The following is a 14,428-nucleotide window of genomic DNA, read 5'->3' as shown; positions in this document are numbered from 1 at the left end:
TTTCAGCCCCTCTTGAGGACGGCATCTGTAGAAGAACTCATGAAGCATCGAAGGTTCGCACGGCCCATCTATCGTACAAGACTTCCGGACAGCTCCGTGACGGGGGCAACATTCCGCGTGCTCCTGCCGGTTTTTGGCATGTCCGTCACAGGCCGGCCGCGCCCGCCTCCGCAACAGAAAAACGCATGGAGAAAAAGCTCCCTCTGGGGCCCGCATTGCCGCTACTCTGAGCACCATGACCGGGGATCCGTTCCCGGCCATGGCTTCCGCACCGTCTCATGCGGGCGCCGGCACTCGCGCCATTTTCAGGGGGGACTATGAGAAAGAGAGCATTACTGCTGCCGGCTGCCCTGCTGCTGGCAGCCTCGGGGTGTTCCGGCGGGGGCACAGCCCCCGCCGGAACCAGCCCCAGCGCTTCACCACCACCAACCGGCACGACGGCGGTGACCGAGCCGCCGTCGGAATCCTCACCACCCACTACGGCCCCTTCCCTGCCCACCGACGTTTCCACGTCACTGAACGCGATTGATGCCCTGCAGGATCACACCTGCGCGGCCGGTCCGGACGGGCAATGGACATTCAAGGGGACGCTGGTCAACTCCTCGGACAAAGCCAAGACGTACACCGTGGCCATCGCCGTCACGGTGGGCGCGGCTGTCCAGGGCCACGCCCTGATCACGGAAACCGTGCAGGCAGGGAAATCGGCTGGGGTTTCTGCGGAGAACTTCGCCAAGACCACGGGCCAGACCGGCACGTGTGAACCGGTTGTGTCGGTGGAGGATGCTTCGTGAAAAAACCAATACTTGCCGCGGCCCTGCTCCTGGGCCTGGCGGCCGGACCGTTCGTGTCCACTCCTGCCCTCGCCGCTGGCTCCACTTCCGGCGTACCGGCCGCGCAGGCAACAGAGGTGCAGGTAACAGAGGCGCAGGCAACTGAGGTGACCGCCCCGGCGACGGACGGGCCCTCGCCTGCACCAACCGACACGGCGGAAACCATCCCGGAGGCACCGCTGCCTTCCGAGCCGGTCTCGCCGTCACCCTCGGACACGACGTCGGCAACCGCGCCACCGGAAACCACACCTCTTGACACCACGTCCCCGGCAGTTACCCCGCCGCCGTCAACCCCTTCGCCGTCGACCACTTCGCCTTCGACCACGCCGCCCGCAACTGCTCCGCTGGCAGCGCCAAAACCAATCGCAGTACCCGGCCCGATCGGTGCGAAGTGGCAGGCCATGAAGGGAGCGGCGGGGGTTCTGGGTGCGCCCCGTACGAGCCAGTTCTGCAGTGGCGGTCTCTGCCACCAGATTTTCAGGGGCGGAAACATTTACTGGACGGCAAAAACCGGCGCCCATCCGGTCCTGCGCAACTCCGGCCACACCGGACCCGCCTGGTACGCGGGCGGAACCCTCCCCACCTTCGGGTACCCGCTCACCGACGAGGTGGCGGCACCGGGCGGAACCATCCAGCGGTTTGCCACCGGACGAATCCTGGCATGGATCCCGAAGGGCGTGTACCAGGTCCGGGGCACAGGCGGCGTGGGCCGATACTGGATCGCCCTCGGCGCTGAGAAGGGCCTGGGCCTGCCGATCAACAGGGAATTTTGCGGGTTGAAGGGCGGCGGGTGCGCCCAGGCTTTCGCGAAGGGCAACATTTACTGGTCGCCGGCCACCGGCGCCCGGATCGTGACAGGCGTCATCAATCAGCGGTGGCGCGCAGAGGCCGGCCACAACGGCGCTCTGGGCTACCCGGTCGCCAACCAGGTCTGCGGCCAGCCGGCCGGCGGCTGCGTCCAGCGGTTCCAGGGCGGAACGATCTACTGGTCCCCTGCCACCGGAGCCTGGGCTTCACGCGGCGTCATCGGCACCAAGTACGCCAGCATGGGTGCCAGCCGGAGCTCGCTCGGCTACCCCACCGCGAGGCTCCGCTGCGCTGGGTCGCAGTGCGTGCAGTCCTTCCAGCGGGGCTACATCGGCTGGACCAGCACAGCAGGTGTCCGCGTCTACGCCATGACGGAATGCTCCAAACTCAACAACGGGCGGAGCAGATACCCGACGCACGGCGCCAACCGCGTGCTGCTGACCTTCACGCAAGGGTACGGGCAGTCGCGGGCGACGAACATCTACTGCGTCCGCATGGCCGGGCTGTACGTTGCCGACTGGAAGACCGACGGCTATGTGGGTGCCTCCGGCTTCAAGCCGCCGGGAGTCCCTTCCGGCCCTACGCGCTATCTGTACTCCCCCACCGGCTCGTTTTCCGTGACGGAGGCCTTCGGCCTGGGCAACCCCGGAACGAAGCTCCCCTACCGCACGCTGAACCCCCGCTCCCGCTGGGGTGGAAATCCGTGGACGGCGACGTACAACAAGTACTTCGAGTCCTCATCGTGGGTGGGCTGGGACGAGAACATGTGGTACTTCGCCACCCGGGCCACGCACGACTACCGTCAGGGCGTGGTGATCAACTACAACCGCCCCAACATTGTGCAGGATGCCGGCTTCGCGATCTTCCTGCACATGAACAAGGTCCCGACGGCGGGCTGCATCTCGCTCGACGACTGGGCAGTGGTGGACTACATGAGGAAGGCGACCCCCGGTGACCGGATCATCATGGGAACCTACAGCGCATTGTTCCGGTAATTCCAAACTCCTCTATTCCCCCTGCGGCATATTCCGCTGACAAGGAAAACCCAGGCCCGGCAACACGCCGGGCCTGGGTTTTTTCTCAGGCCGGGAGCGCAACCTTCTCCAGCGCCCCGTCAGCCATCGTGTACCTGAGCCACGTGGCCGGCGTATCTTCGCCGGCCCGGCCGCGGGCGCGGTCGGCGCAGCCGTCGAACCATTCCCCCAGCGCCCGGTCATGGCTGACCATCACCACGGTTCCGCCGAAGTCCGCGAGCGCCGATTCCAGTTCCTCCACCAGCGCCGGGGCCAGGTGGTTGGTGGGCTCGTCCAGGAGCATGACCTCGTTGTGGCCCAGCAGCAGCCGCGCGAGTGCCAACCTGCGCTGCTGGCCTGCGGACAGCGCGCCCACCGGCACGTGGAACTCGCTGGTCCGGAAGAGGCCCAGGCGCAGCAGCGCCTCCGCGTGGTCGTCGATGTTTCCGCCCAGCCCGGCAGCAAAGGCAGGCAGCAGCCGCAGGGACGGATACTCGGGCAGCTCCAGTTCCTGCTGCAGGTAACCGATCCGGCCGTGGCGCAGCACCTGGCCCGCGTCCGGCTCGAGGGTGCCAGCCAGGACGGAGAGCAGCGTGGACTTCCCGGCGCCGTTGGGCCCCGTGATGAGGATCTTCTGCCCGCGGTCCACCCGGAACTCCGGGATATCCAGGCGGCCAGGCACGCGTGCATTGCGGGCATGCAGGACCCGGCCCGCCGCTTCCGGGGCTCCGTCCGAACCGCCGGCGCCCATGCCGGAAGCTGCAGCGGAACTGTCCGGCCCGCCGTCGAGCCCGGCGTTCAGCCCGCCGTCGGACCCGCCGCCGAATCCGGCGTCGAACCCGGCGTCGAGCTTCAGGCGTTCCGGCGGGCGCTCGACGGGATTGTCCTCCAGGCGGCGCAGCCGCTCCTGCGCATTGCGGATCTTGCTGGCGGCGGCCCGCTCCCAGGTTCCCGTCTTGAAATCGAAGCCGGCCTTGTCGTTGTCCCGGCGGCGGGCATAGCCCATCCGTCCGGCCACGGTATCCGCCTGGCGGCGTTCGGCGTCCATGACGTCGAGCCAGCCGTGGTACTGCTGCACCCACCGCTGGCGTTCGGCCCGTTTCTCCTTCAGGTAACCGTCGTAGCCGTTGCCGTAACGGTTCACGGTCCGGCGCTCGGCGTCCACCTCGATCACGGCGGTGGCGACCTTCCGCAGCAGCACGCGGTCGTGCGAGACCACCACCACGGCGCCCCGGTGGGCGGCGAGGCGTCCTTCCAGCCAGGCCGTGCCGCTGGCGTCGAGGTGGTTCGTGGGCTCGTCCAGGAGCAGAATGTCCGCGGGATCGGCCAGCAGGCACGCCAGCGCCACGCGCTCCTGCTCCCCGCCGGACAGCGACCCGAGCGTCCTGCTGCGCTCCACGCCGCCCAGGCCCAACCGGTCCAGCGCCGCCTCCACCCGGGCTTCCGCGGCGTAGCCTTCCCGCAGCTGGAACTGGGTCTGGAGATTCCCGTAAGCCTCGAGCTCTGCGGGGCCGGCCGACGCCAGGCCGTCCTCCAGCCGTTCCAGCTCGGCTTCCATCCCGCGCAGGGCGCGGAGCGCATCGTCGATCGCGTCCGCTACGGTCAGCCGGGCAGGAAGCCCTGAGGTCTGTGCCAGGTAACCGACCCGGCCCTGCCGCTGGACCGTGCCTTCCGCGGGCGCCTCGATGCCTGCGAGGATCCGCAGCAGCGTGGATTTGCCGGCGCCGTTCTCGCCCACGACGGCGGCGTGTTCCCCCGCGGCGATCACCAGTTCGACGCCGCTGAAGAGCTCGCGGTCCCCGTAGCCGTGGGAGACGCCGGACAGGCGGAGCTGTTCCGTCCGGAAATTGTGTTCAGCCATAAGAAGTCCTCGCAGTCCAAAGGGCGGCCCCGGAGCTCGAGCTCGACGGGGCCTGATCGGGCCATAGCGGTGTGCGGGCCGGCAGCTGCCGGCGCCACGGTCTAGGACTTCATGGGTCAAGCCTGCCCGGCGGGGGCTGCGCGGTCAAGGCGCGCACCGCCGTCGGGCCCACTACGCTGGGAGCGCGAACGTACAGTTGTGGCCCTAAATGAGCGCTCCCTCGGGGCCACAACTGTCCGTTCGCGCACTCCCCAAGGCGCGGACCGGCGTCGGGCTCCCCCTGCGGCTAAACGGCCAGAGCCGCTTTCCGACGGCGGGCCTTGGCCAGCCGGGTGCCGATCAGCCCCTGCCGGGGGCTGAACAGGTAGACGACGGCGAACACGGCTCCCTGGGTGAGGACCACCATGGCGCCGGACGCGGTGTCCAGGTAGTAGCTGAAATAGATCCCGGCGATGGAGCACGCCGCGGAGATCGCCGGCGCGATCACCAGCATGCGGGAGAAGCGGTCCGTGAGCAGGTACGCGGTGGAACCCGGGATGATGAGCATGGCCACCACGAGCACCACGCCCACGGTCTGCAGCGCCACCACCGAGGTCAGCGCCAGCAAACCCAGCAGCAATGCCCCCAGCCGGCGCGGCGAGAGGCCGATGGCGTGGGCGTGTGTGGGGTCGAAGGCGTAGAGCGTGAGGTCCCGGCGCTTCAGGATGAGGATGGCGAACGCCACCACGCCCAGCACGAGCACCTGGATGAGGTCGGGCATGCTGACGCCCAGCAGGTTGCCGAAGATGATGTGGTTGAGGTCTGTCTGGCTCGGCGTCACCGAGATCAGCACCAGGCCGAGGGCGAAAAGGGACGTGAACACGATGCCTATCGCAGCGTCCTCCTTCACCCGGCTGGTGTTGCGGACCACCCCGATGAGCGTCACGGCCACCAGCGCGAACACCAGCGCCCCGAGCGCAAACGGCGCCCCCACGATGTACGCCAGCACGACGCCGGGCAGGACCGCGTGGGAGACCGCATCACCCATAAGGGACCAGCCGATGAGGACCAGCCAGCAGCTCAGGACCGCGCAGACCACTGCGGCGAGCGCAGTGGTGAGGATGGCCCGCACCATGAAGTCGTAGCCGAGGGGCTCCAGCAGGAGAGTGATCGGATCCATGATTCAGCTCCCTGCCCCGTGCCGGCCGTGCTCCCCGTCCCGGTTCAGGACATCCAGCCCGAACGCCATGGCCAGGTTCTCCGGCTGCAGCACCACCTCCGGCGCCCCGTGCATGAGCACTTTGCGCATGAGCAGTACGGCTTCATCGCACAGCTGCGGCAGCGCATGGAGGTCATGCGTGGAAATGAGGATCGTGCAGCCGTCCGTCGCGAGCTCGCGGAGCAGCCGGGTGATGGTCGCCTCCGAGCGCTTGTCAACGCCGGCAAACGGCTCGTCGAGCAGCATGATGGTGGCACCCTGCGCTATGCCCCGTGCCACGAAGGCGCGTTTCTTCTGGCCGCCGGACAGCTGGCCGATCTGCCGGCTGGCGAAATCGGCAAGTTCCACGCGGTCCAGGGCCTCATCCACGGCAGCACGGTCTGCCTTGGACGGCCGCCGGGTGAAGCCCTGGTGGCCGTAGCGCCCCATCATCACCAGGTCGCGGACGGACAGCGGAAACTGCCAGTCCACGTCCTCGCTCTGCGGGACGTACCCGATGCCGCCTACCTTCCGCGCTTTGGCCGGCGGCGCCCCGTTGATCAGGACGCGGCCGGCGTCGGGCCTGATCATGCCCATGATGGTCTTGAACAGGGTGGACTTGCCCGAACCGTTCATCCCGACCAGCCCGCAGATCCGCGCCGGCTCAAGGACCAGCGAGGCGGCATCCAGGGCAAGGACCTCGCCATAGTGCACGGTGACGTTCTCGACCTGGATTGCCGGTTGCGGCTGTGCCTGCGCGGCTTCTGCGGCGCGGTGGACGGTGAAGGCGCTCATGATGCACCTGCGAGGGCGGTGGTAATCACTTGGGAGTCATGCCGGATCAGGTCCAGGTACGTGGGCACCGGCCCGTCCGCTTCGGAGAGGGAGTCCACGTACAGCACGCCGCCGAACTTTGCGCCTGTGGCTTCCACCACCTGCCGCATCGGGGCGTCGGAGACCGTCGACTCGCAGAAGACGGCTGGCACGTTGTTGGCGCGGACGTACGCGATCGCCTCGGTGATCTGCTGGGGCGTGGCCTGCTGCTCGGCGTTGACGGCCCAGATGTACACCTCGTCGAGGCCGGCGTCGCGGGTCAGGTAGGAGAAGGCGCCTTCGCAGGTCACCAGGGCACGCTGATTCTTGGGCAGGGCGGCGAGCTTGGCTTTCATCTCGTCCTGCACGGCTTGGAGCTTCGCCTTGTAGGCCTTGCCGTTGGCCTCGAAAACTTCGGCATTCGCGGGATCCAGCTTGGAAAAGGCCTTCACCATGTTGTCTACGTAGATCTGGACGTTGACCGGCGACATCCAGGCATGCGGGTTCGGCTTGCCCTGGTACGAGTCCTCGCGGATGGACATCACGTCCACGCCCTCGCTCACCACGGCGTGCGGCACATCCAGGCCCTCGACGAACTGACCGAACCAGGCCTCCAGGTTGAGCCCGTTATCCAGGATCAGGTCCGCCTGTGAAGCCTTCCGGATGTCCCCGGGGGTGGGTTCGTAGCCGTGGATCTCGGCGCCGGCCTTGGTGATGGATTCCACCTGCAGCTTGTCACCGGCCACGTTCCTGGCCACGTCCGCCAGCACCGTGAACGTCGTCAGCACCACGGGCCGGCCGTCGCCGCCCGTGGCGTTTCTGCCGCACGCTGTCAGGGCCAGGCAAAGAAGCACCACTGAGGCTGCTCCCCGGCTGCGGCTGGGCACAAGGGCAAGAGTTCGGCGGACTACTTTGGCGCACCGAAACCAAAAGTTAGGCATACCGAATATTTTATCGGCGCCGTTCCACCCCTGCAATGTGATGCGTCACACCGGGGCCGCAAATGTCCGTTCGTGCAGGGCCGCAAGTGTCCGTTCGCGCGGGGCCGCAACTGTCCGTTCGCACGGGGCCACAACTGTCCGTTGGCGCAGGTGCTGGCCCACTAGGCTGGAAGCATGGTGAACACCAGACGAATGCTTCCTGCTCCGCGGCCGGATCTGTATCGGTTTTCGCCGCTGGACCTCACCGCCGTCGGGCTTTATGTGGCCGTCGCCGCCTTCTTCGCGCTGGCCGGCGAACTCCTGCTGCCGCTGCTCCGGCAGCTGGCTCCGACGCCGGCCGTCGCCTCCTACGGCGTGAACCTTTTGTTCTACGGCTGCGTCGGTGCCCTGGCCTTGTTCGCCGCGCGCGGGGTGGTGTCCAGGGACCTGAAGGTGCTGGCCACCCGTCCCTGGTTCACGCTCGCGATGGTGCCGCTGGCCGTCGTCGTGATGATGATTGTCACCGCAATCCTGGTGGCCGTGGGCGGGACCACCGAGACGTCCGCCAACCAGGCCGGGCTGCAGGCGCTCATGCGGCAGGTGCCGGCCTGGCTGATGGTGCCGCTGATCGTCGTCGTCGGGCCGTTCGTCGAGGAATATGTGTTCCGGCATCTGCTGATCGGAAAGCTGAGCAGGCGCGTCAACATCTGGATCTGCTGCACCCTGTCCGTGGTCCTCTTCGCCGCGCTGCACATCGTGGGCCAGGAGGCGCTCACCCTTGCCGCCCTCATGCCGTACCTGGCCATGGGCGGAACGCTGGTGTTTGTCTACGTCTGGACAGGGCGCAACCTGATGTTCGCCTACCTCGTGCACGCGGCCAAGAACCTGCTGGCCGCGATCTTCCTGTACACCATCCCGCCGGAACTCCTGGACCAGCTGCAGCGGGTCCAGGGCTAACAAGAGCGCGCCGTACACGTGACGGATGCGTCCGGACCCCTATCCGTGGGCGGCGCCGCCATCATAGCTTGGTGCCATGGGACTCAACATTCAGATCGCCATCGACTGCAAGCATCCGCATGACCTCGCCGACTGGTGGGCCGAGACGCTGGACTGGTCCGTGGAGCCGCAGGACGAGGGCTTCATCCGGTCCATGATCAGCCAGGGCTTCGCCACAGAAGACCAGACCATGACCCACAACGGCAAGCTCGTCTGGCGGGACGGCGCGGCGATCCGGCCCACGGAGGAAATCGACTCGAAGGCACCGGAACGGCGCCTCCTGTTCCAGACCGTGCCGGAGCAGAAGACCATCAAGAACCGGGTGCACTGGGACGTGCGCCTCGACGGCCGGGACAAGGACGAGGTCCGCGCCGAACTCGAAGCCCGCGGCGCCACCTTCCTCTGGACCGCCAGCCAGGGACCGCACGAATGGCACACCATGGCCGACCCCGAGGGCAACGAGTTCTGCATCAGCTGAGCCGATTACTAGACTTGGACGGTGAGCAACGAATTCCCCGCCAAGGTATCCGACGTCTTTGACCTGTCCCGCTGGCGCACCGTGTCCGGCTTCGACGACTTCCAGGACCTGACCTACCACCGGCAGGTGGAGCGTTCCGAGGACGGCACCGTCACGCGGGACCTGCCCACCGTCCGCATCGCGTTCAACCGTCCGGAGGTCCGTAACGCCTTCCGCCCGGGAACGGTGGACGAGCTGTACCGGGCCATGGACCACGCACGGATGACGCCGGATGTGGCCACCGTGCTGCTCACCGGCAACGGCCCCTCACCCAAGGATGGAGGGCATTCGTTCTGCTCGGGCGGGGACCAGCGGATCCGGGGACGCGATGGTTACAGGTATGCCGACGGCGAGACGCAGGAAACCATCGACCCTGCCCGCGCCGGCCGGCTCCACATCCTGGAGGTCCAGCGGCTCATGCGGACCATGCCCAAGGTGGTCATCGCCGTCGTTAATGGCTGGGCAGCGGGCGGCGGGCATTCCCTGCACGTGGTCTCGGACCTGACCATCGCCTCGCGCCAGTTCGGCAAGTTCAAGCAGACGGACGCCACCGTGGGAAGTTTCGACGCCGGCTACGGCTCGGCACTCCTGGCCCGGCAGATCGGCCAGAAGGCAGCGCGGGAAATCTTCTTCCTCGCGCGTGAATATTCCGCCGAGGACATGGTTCGGATGGGCGCCGTGAACGAGGCAGTGGACCACGAGCGCCTCGAGGAGGTGGCCCTGGAGTATGCCGCCGACATCGCCCGGCAGTCCCCGCAGGCCATCCGGATGCTCAAGTTTGCCTTCAACCTCGCCGATGACGGCCTCGCAGGCCAGCAGGTGTTCGCCGGCGAAGCCACCCGCCTGGCCTACATGACGGACGAGGCCGTGGAGGGCAAGGAGGCGTTCCTGCAGAAGCGCGACCCCGACTGGTCCAAGTTCCCGTACTACTTCTAAGCCCGCACTCGTCGGAAGGCACCCCATGCCCGCGCACCCCATGCCCACACAACACAGGCGCCCGCAGTGAATATCGAGCCGGCCCTCAAGGCGCTGGCGGCCGCGCTCCACGGTGAGGGTCCCGCCGTCGAACTCTCCGCCGGCCCGGACGGCGAGCCGGTGGTGACGCCGGTGGAGACACCCGGGTTCGAGGACGCCGTCGCTGTGGTCCGCACGTCCGGGTCCACCGGGACGCCCAAGGCGACGGTCCTGACGGTGGACGCGCTGGCGGCGTCGTCGATGGCCACCGCCTTCGCGCTCAAGGGCGAGGGCCAGTGGCTCCTGGCCCTGCCGCTGCAGTACGTAGCCGGCGTGCAGGTGCTGGTCCGGTCGCTGTTCGCAGGCACCCGGCCCTGGGCGATGGACCTGTCCGAAGGCTTTACCGCGAACGCCTTCACCGCGGCGGCACTGGAACTGACCGACAACATCCGTTTCACCTCGCTGGTGCCCACGCAGCTGCAGCGCCTGCTCGCGGACCCGTCGGCGGACACGCTCGCCGTGTTGCGCCGCTTCAACGGCATCCTGCTCGGCGGCGCGCCGGCCTCTGCCGAGCTCCTCGAGTCCGCCCGGGACGCAGGCCTCCGCGTGGTCACCACCTACGGCGCGGCCGAAACCTGCGGCGGCTGCGTGTACGACGGCTATCCGCTCGAGGGCGTGGCCCTGCGGCTCGCCGAGGACGGCCGGATCCACCTCGGCGGAGCCACCCTCGCAGCGGGCTACCTGGACGCGCCGTCGCTGACGGCCGAGGCTTTCGTCGAAGAGGACGGCAACCGCTGGTACCGGACCAACGACCTTGGTGCACTGGACGCCGACGGCCGGCTTACCGTGCTGGGCCGCGCCGACGACGTCATCATCACCGGCGGCGTCAAGGTTTCCGCCGCGCACGTGCAGGCTGAGCTGGAAAAGTCCGACGGCGTCACGGCGGCGTTCGTCGCCGGCGTCACGTCCGCGAAATGGGGCCAGGCCGTAGCGGCTTATGTTGCAGTCGCCCCCGTTTCCGGCGACGGGAGCTCTGCTCCCGCTGCCGGACGGGACGGGGCGGCCTGGGCCGAGGAATGGCACCGGACACTGGGGCTGCTGGCCCCGAAGACTGTCCTTCCGGCCAGTGAGCTGATCATGCTGCCGAACGGCAAGCCGGACCGGCTGGCGATGATTGAACGGCTCAACGCGCTCCATCAGGGAAAATAGAGTAGTTCTGCCGCGCCGCTGCGGCTTCGGTGTGCCCAGCGCATGCCCATGCTTTTCGAACGTACCACCGACCCAACACGAGGTATTACCGTGGCCACAGCCGCACAATGGATCCAAGGCGCCCGGCTCCGCACCCTGCCGGCCGCGATCGCCCCTGTCCTGATCGGCTCGGCAGCGGCCTATGAGATGGGTTCCTTCCTCCTGCTCAATGCGGTCCTGGCTGCCCTCGTGGCGCTGCTGCTGCAGGTCGGCGTCAACTACGCCAACGACTACTCGGACGGGATCCGCGGAACGGACGAGAACCGTGTGGGCCCGCTGCGGCTGGTCGGTTCCGGTGCTGCCCGGCCCGAACACGTGAAGTACGCCGCGTTCGGCGCCTTCGGCCTGGCGATGCTGGTGGGCCTGGTACTGGTCATCATCACCCAGACGTGGTGGCTCCTGCTGGTGGGCGTGGGCTGCGTGATGGCGGCGTGGGGCTACACGGGAGGCAAGAACCCGTACGGCTACATGGGCCTGGGCGACGTCTTCGTGTTCGTGTTCTTCGGGCTCGTGGCCACCCTTGGCACCACCTACACGCAGGCGGGGCAGATCGGGCTGCCCGCGGTGATCGGCGCGATCGGCACGGGCCTCATCGCCTGCGCCCTGCTGATGGCCAACAACGTGCGGGACATCCCGTCGGACATCCAGGCCGGAAAGAAGACCCTGGCGGTGCGGCTGGGCGACAAGCATGCCCGCGAAAGCTACGTGCTGATGCTTGCCGTGGCCATCCTGCTCGTGGTGATCCTCGCGCCGACGCGGCCGTGGATGCTGATCGTGCTGCTGCTGATCCCGGCCTGCCTGATGCCGGCCTGGCTGATGATCAACGGACGGAAGCGCAAGAGCCTGATCCCCGTCCTGAAGCAGACAGGCCTCATCAACCTCGGCTACGCCGTGCTGTTCTCGCTGGGACTCGTGCTGAGCACCGGACTGTAAGCCCGGGCGCCTTCAGGTCCGGGCATCTTCAGAGGCCGGACCCTACAGGGCTGGGAGACTGCAGGCGCGGGCGCCTCAGGGCTAGGCGTCCGCAGGCCCTTTCCAGTGCTAGGCGTCCTCGCCGCGCGGTTCGCGCTTCTTGACTTCGTTGCGGATGGTGACGTCCGGGTGGGTGTCCACGAGGTGGTCCTCGGCCTGGGCATCGTCGATCTCCCCGGCAGTGCGGATGGGCTTGGCCCGGCCGGAGAAGCGGGCGTGCAGTGACGCCGTCGCGGCATCGCGCTGCTTCTGGAAGAAGAGGTAGCTGATGGCAAAGGAAATCAGCCCTGCGCAGACGACTGCCAGGAACCACCCCAACTGCAGGAAGACGAACACCACGAACAGGGGCAGGAAGATCGCGAGCCGGATCAGGGAGTATTTCAGAAAAGCCACTATCCAAGTTTAGCCGTCCTGCCTGACCGTAGCCTGCGTCATCTGCGGCCCCGGTCCGGCGTTTTGCTGGCGCATGACTGTGGGCATACTGTAATCTCCGCCGGGGCATACGGCGGCTAGACTGATTGCATGCCTCGTGTTGTCCTCGCAGTCGTCATTCTCGCCATCTACGTCTACGGACTGGTGGACGTTATCCGAACCGACAAGCATCTGACCCGCGGGTTTTCCAAAACAACCTGGATCATCATGGTTGCCCTTCTGCCACTCATCGGCGCAGCGCTGTGGTTCCTGATCGGCCGCCCCCGTGCATCGGCCACGGCCCGGCCGGTTTACCCGCAGCATCCCACCGCCCCCGACGACGACCCCGACTTCCTGCGCAACCTCGAACAGCGCCGTCGCGAGGCGGAGCGGCTCCGCAAGCTGCGGAACGATGCTGCCGGAAAGAACCAGGCCGACGCCGGGCCGCACCGCACGGGCGCCACGGGATCTGCCCCAGGCACTGGCGCCGGCACCACGAGCAGCGGCAATTCAGGTACGGGCAACCCGCCCGCAGGCGAGCCGGGTCCGCGCAAGCCGGGCGCGGCGGGCGAGGCCAACGCCGAAGGCAACCCCGAGGCGAAGTAGACCCGCTCTTTCGCCAAAAAAGGCCGCCCAGCAGCTAGCTGAGCGGCCCTTTTTGGTAAATCGATGCCGTCGCCCATCTCTCCTGCCCGGCGGCGCCTCGATTACCAAAAACGGCCGCTCCCTAGAGTCGAATTGCCCAAAACGGCCGCTTCAGGGCTTCGGCAGGCGGCCCTTTGTGGCAATACCGCGAAGCATGGTGCTGGCCCGCTGGGGAGCGTGGCCACGGCGACTATCCCTCCACACCGGCCCAAAATTGTGGATATCGGCCTAAAGCCCCGCCCGGGCAGCAGAATCCTTCTATGCCGCGTCCATGCCCTCTGCCGCCCGCACTGCAGGCGCAGCCGTTCACCATCCGCCAGGCCTCAGCTGCGGGCCTGACTCGCAGACGCACACGCGCCCTCGACTTGGCCAGTCCCTGCCATGGGGTGCGCACGTCTGCGGCGGTGGAGATCACCCTCCTTGTCCGGGCGCGGGGGCTTGTACTCGCAACCGGAGCGGTCATAAGCCATCTCTCCGCCGCTGCACTCTGGGGTTTCCCTCTTCCGCTGTGTTTTGAGGATCACGCAGTAATCCATTTGACTAGCCGGGACGGCGCCAGGGCCGTGCGAAGGAAGAACGTCTGCGGCCACCAACTTCCGCTGCCCGAAGAGGACATCTTCGACGGCCGTTACGTGGCCTGCACGTCACCGCTTCGGACGTGGTTCGACCTTGCGGGCCTTCTGTCACTGAAGGACCTGGTGATTGCCGGTGACTTCCTTCTGCGCCGCAGGGATCCGCTTTCAACGCCAGGGGCAATGGACGCTTTCCTCGCTGAGAAGCAGGGCAGGGCCGGGTACCCCAAGGCAATGAAGGCCAGGGCTCTCATCCGCGCAAACACTGATTCTCCAAAAGAGACTGAGCTGAGGCTCCTACTGACGGCAGCCGGACTCCCCGAGCCAGGCATCAACGTACCTATGTTCGATGAGACCGGCGGCTGGGTGCAGGACCCCGACATGTCCTACGAGGAGTTCAAGGTTGCCCTTCAGTACGACGGCGGCCACCACGCAACCCCGGCCCAGCGGAGGAGCGACATCTACCGGGACGAAAAAGCCCGGAGCCTCGGCTGGCTCGTCCTGGTTCTGACGCAGTTGGATCTCGATCCCATCGTGCCGGGCGAGGAACCCACCGCCATCACCAAGGTCCGAGCAGCACTGACAAAGCGCGGCTGGAAACCATCACGCTAGCCTTCGACGTTTCGCCCTCCCCGCAGATACCCGCCTGGCTCCGCCCCGCGAAGCCTGCCGGCCGGCCCGCGTGCTCACCC

General features: G+C 67.3%; 14 protein-coding genes. 9 read left to right on the top strand and 5 right to left on the bottom strand.

Translation table 11 applies throughout. From position 1 onward, the window contains the following. The first annotated feature begins 317 nt into the window (after window positions 1-317). Window positions 318-791, top strand: a complete 474-nt coding sequence (locus ACFTR6_RS08240; RefSeq protein ID WP_377957537.1) for a hypothetical protein — start codon at window positions 318-320, stop codon at window positions 789-791. Continuing rightward, window positions 788-2,632, top strand: a complete 1,845-nt coding sequence (locus ACFTR6_RS08235; protein ID WP_377957536.1) for a hypothetical protein — start codon at window positions 788-790, stop codon at window positions 2,630-2,632. The genes ACFTR6_RS08240 and ACFTR6_RS08235 overlap by 4 nt, the downstream gene beginning before the upstream one ends. Before the next feature lie 85 nt (window positions 2,633-2,717). Here ACFTR6_RS08235 and ACFTR6_RS08230 read toward each other — a convergent pair whose 3' ends face one another. The 4 genes from ACFTR6_RS08230 to ACFTR6_RS08215 form a co-directional block, all read right to left on the bottom strand. Further along, window positions 2,718-4,511 carry an ABC-F family ATP-binding cassette domain-containing protein gene (locus ACFTR6_RS08230; protein ID WP_377957535.1) on the bottom strand — a complete coding sequence of 598 codons (1,794 nt, stop codon included), beginning with the start codon at window positions 4,509-4,511 and terminating at the stop codon, window positions 2,718-2,720. A 286-nt stretch (window positions 4,512-4,797) separates the two neighbouring features. Next, window positions 4,798-5,670, bottom strand: coding sequence for a metal ABC transporter permease (locus ACFTR6_RS08225; protein ID WP_076800559.1), 873 nt, complete (start codon window positions 5,668-5,670; stop codon window positions 4,798-4,800). A gap of 3 nt (window positions 5,671-5,673) precedes the next feature. Then, window positions 5,674-6,483, bottom strand: coding sequence for a metal ABC transporter ATP-binding protein (locus ACFTR6_RS08220; RefSeq protein ID WP_087873781.1), 810 nt, complete (start codon window positions 6,481-6,483; stop codon window positions 5,674-5,676). After that, on the bottom strand, window positions 6,480-7,442 hold the full coding sequence (locus ACFTR6_RS08215; protein WP_377957534.1) for a metal ABC transporter substrate-binding protein: 963 nt from the start codon (window positions 7,440-7,442) through the stop codon (window positions 6,480-6,482). The genes ACFTR6_RS08220 and ACFTR6_RS08215 overlap by 4 nt, the downstream gene beginning before the upstream one ends. A 174-nt stretch (window positions 7,443-7,616) precedes the next feature. Between ACFTR6_RS08215 and ACFTR6_RS08210 the strand changes: the two genes are divergently transcribed. From ACFTR6_RS08210 to ACFTR6_RS08190, 5 genes are all read left to right on the top strand, one after another. Beyond that, entirely contained in the window at window positions 7,617-8,378 is a 762-nt protein-coding gene (locus tag ACFTR6_RS08210) for a CPBP family intramembrane glutamic endopeptidase (RefSeq protein WP_377957533.1), read from the top strand. Between the two features lie 76 nt (window positions 8,379-8,454). Further along, window positions 8,455-8,895, top strand: a complete 441-nt coding sequence (locus ACFTR6_RS08205; RefSeq protein ID WP_377957532.1) for a VOC family protein — start codon at window positions 8,455-8,457, stop codon at window positions 8,893-8,895. A gap of 21 nt (window positions 8,896-8,916) precedes the next feature. Further along, window positions 8,917-9,870: a 1,4-dihydroxy-2-naphthoyl-CoA synthase gene (locus ACFTR6_RS08200; RefSeq protein ID WP_377957531.1), complete on the top strand. Its 954-nt coding sequence runs from the start codon at window positions 8,917-8,919 to the stop codon at window positions 9,868-9,870. Window positions 9,871-9,936: 66 nt separating this feature from the next. Further along, on the top strand, window positions 9,937-11,097 hold the full coding sequence (locus tag ACFTR6_RS08195; protein ID WP_377957530.1) for an AMP-binding protein: 1,161 nt from the start codon (window positions 9,937-9,939) through the stop codon (window positions 11,095-11,097). A 90-nt stretch (window positions 11,098-11,187) separates the two neighbouring features. Further along, on the top strand, window positions 11,188-12,069 hold the full coding sequence (locus tag ACFTR6_RS08190) for a 1,4-dihydroxy-2-naphthoate polyprenyltransferase (RefSeq protein ID WP_377957529.1): 882 nt from the start codon (window positions 11,188-11,190) through the stop codon (window positions 12,067-12,069). 108 nt (window positions 12,070-12,177) lie between these two features. Here ACFTR6_RS08190 and ACFTR6_RS08185 read toward each other — a convergent pair whose 3' ends face one another. Continuing rightward, a complete protein-coding gene (locus ACFTR6_RS08185) occupies window positions 12,178-12,501 on the bottom strand; it encodes a DUF4229 domain-containing protein (protein ID WP_377957528.1) in 324 nt (107 codons plus the stop codon). Window positions 12,502-12,630: 129 nt separating this feature from the next. Between ACFTR6_RS08185 and ACFTR6_RS08180 the strand changes: the two genes are divergently transcribed. Together ACFTR6_RS08180 and ACFTR6_RS08175 are read left to right on the top strand one after the other, a co-directional pair. Continuing rightward, window positions 12,631-13,125 (top strand): PLD nuclease N-terminal domain-containing protein, encoded by a 495-nt coding sequence (locus tag ACFTR6_RS08180; protein WP_087873788.1) that lies wholly within the window; start codon window positions 12,631-12,633, stop codon window positions 13,123-13,125. A gap of 602 nt (window positions 13,126-13,727) precedes the next feature. Then, window positions 13,728-14,348, top strand: coding sequence for a hypothetical protein (locus ACFTR6_RS08175; RefSeq protein WP_377957527.1), 621 nt, complete (start codon window positions 13,728-13,730; stop codon window positions 14,346-14,348). Window positions 14,349-14,428 lie beyond the last annotated feature (80 nt).

This window comes from Arthrobacter sp. NPDC057009 (genome assembly GCF_042673905.1).
Classification (GTDB): domain Bacteria; phylum Actinomycetota; class Actinomycetes; order Actinomycetales; family Micrococcaceae; genus Arthrobacter.
Note: the sequence above shows the minus strand (reverse complement) of the source record. Positions and strands in the feature narration are given on the sequence as shown.

Coding starts and splice junctions, on each gene's coding strand:
- ACFTR6_RS08210 (WP_377957533.1), top strand. CDS start 7,617: ATGGTGAACACCAGACGAATGCTTCCTGCTCCGCGGCCGGATCTGTAT.
- ACFTR6_RS08220 (WP_087873781.1), bottom strand. CDS start 6,483: ATGAGCGCCTTCACCGTCCACCGCGCCGCAGAAGCCGCGCAGGCACAG.
- ACFTR6_RS08180 (WP_087873788.1), top strand. CDS start 12,631: ATGCCTCGTGTTGTCCTCGCAGTCGTCATTCTCGCCATCTACGTCTAC.
- ACFTR6_RS08240 (WP_377957537.1), top strand. CDS start 318: ATGAGAAAGAGAGCATTACTGCTGCCGGCTGCCCTGCTGCTGGCAGCC.
- ACFTR6_RS08205 (WP_377957532.1), top strand. CDS start 8,455: ATGGGACTCAACATTCAGATCGCCATCGACTGCAAGCATCCGCATGAC.
- ACFTR6_RS08230 (WP_377957535.1), bottom strand. CDS start 4,511: ATGGCTGAACACAATTTCCGGACGGAACAGCTCCGCCTGTCCGGCGTC.
- ACFTR6_RS08215 (WP_377957534.1), bottom strand. CDS start 7,442: ATGCCTAACTTTTGGTTTCGGTGCGCCAAAGTAGTCCGCCGAACTCTT.
- ACFTR6_RS08225 (WP_076800559.1), bottom strand. CDS start 5,670: ATGGATCCGATCACTCTCCTGCTGGAGCCCCTCGGCTACGACTTCATG.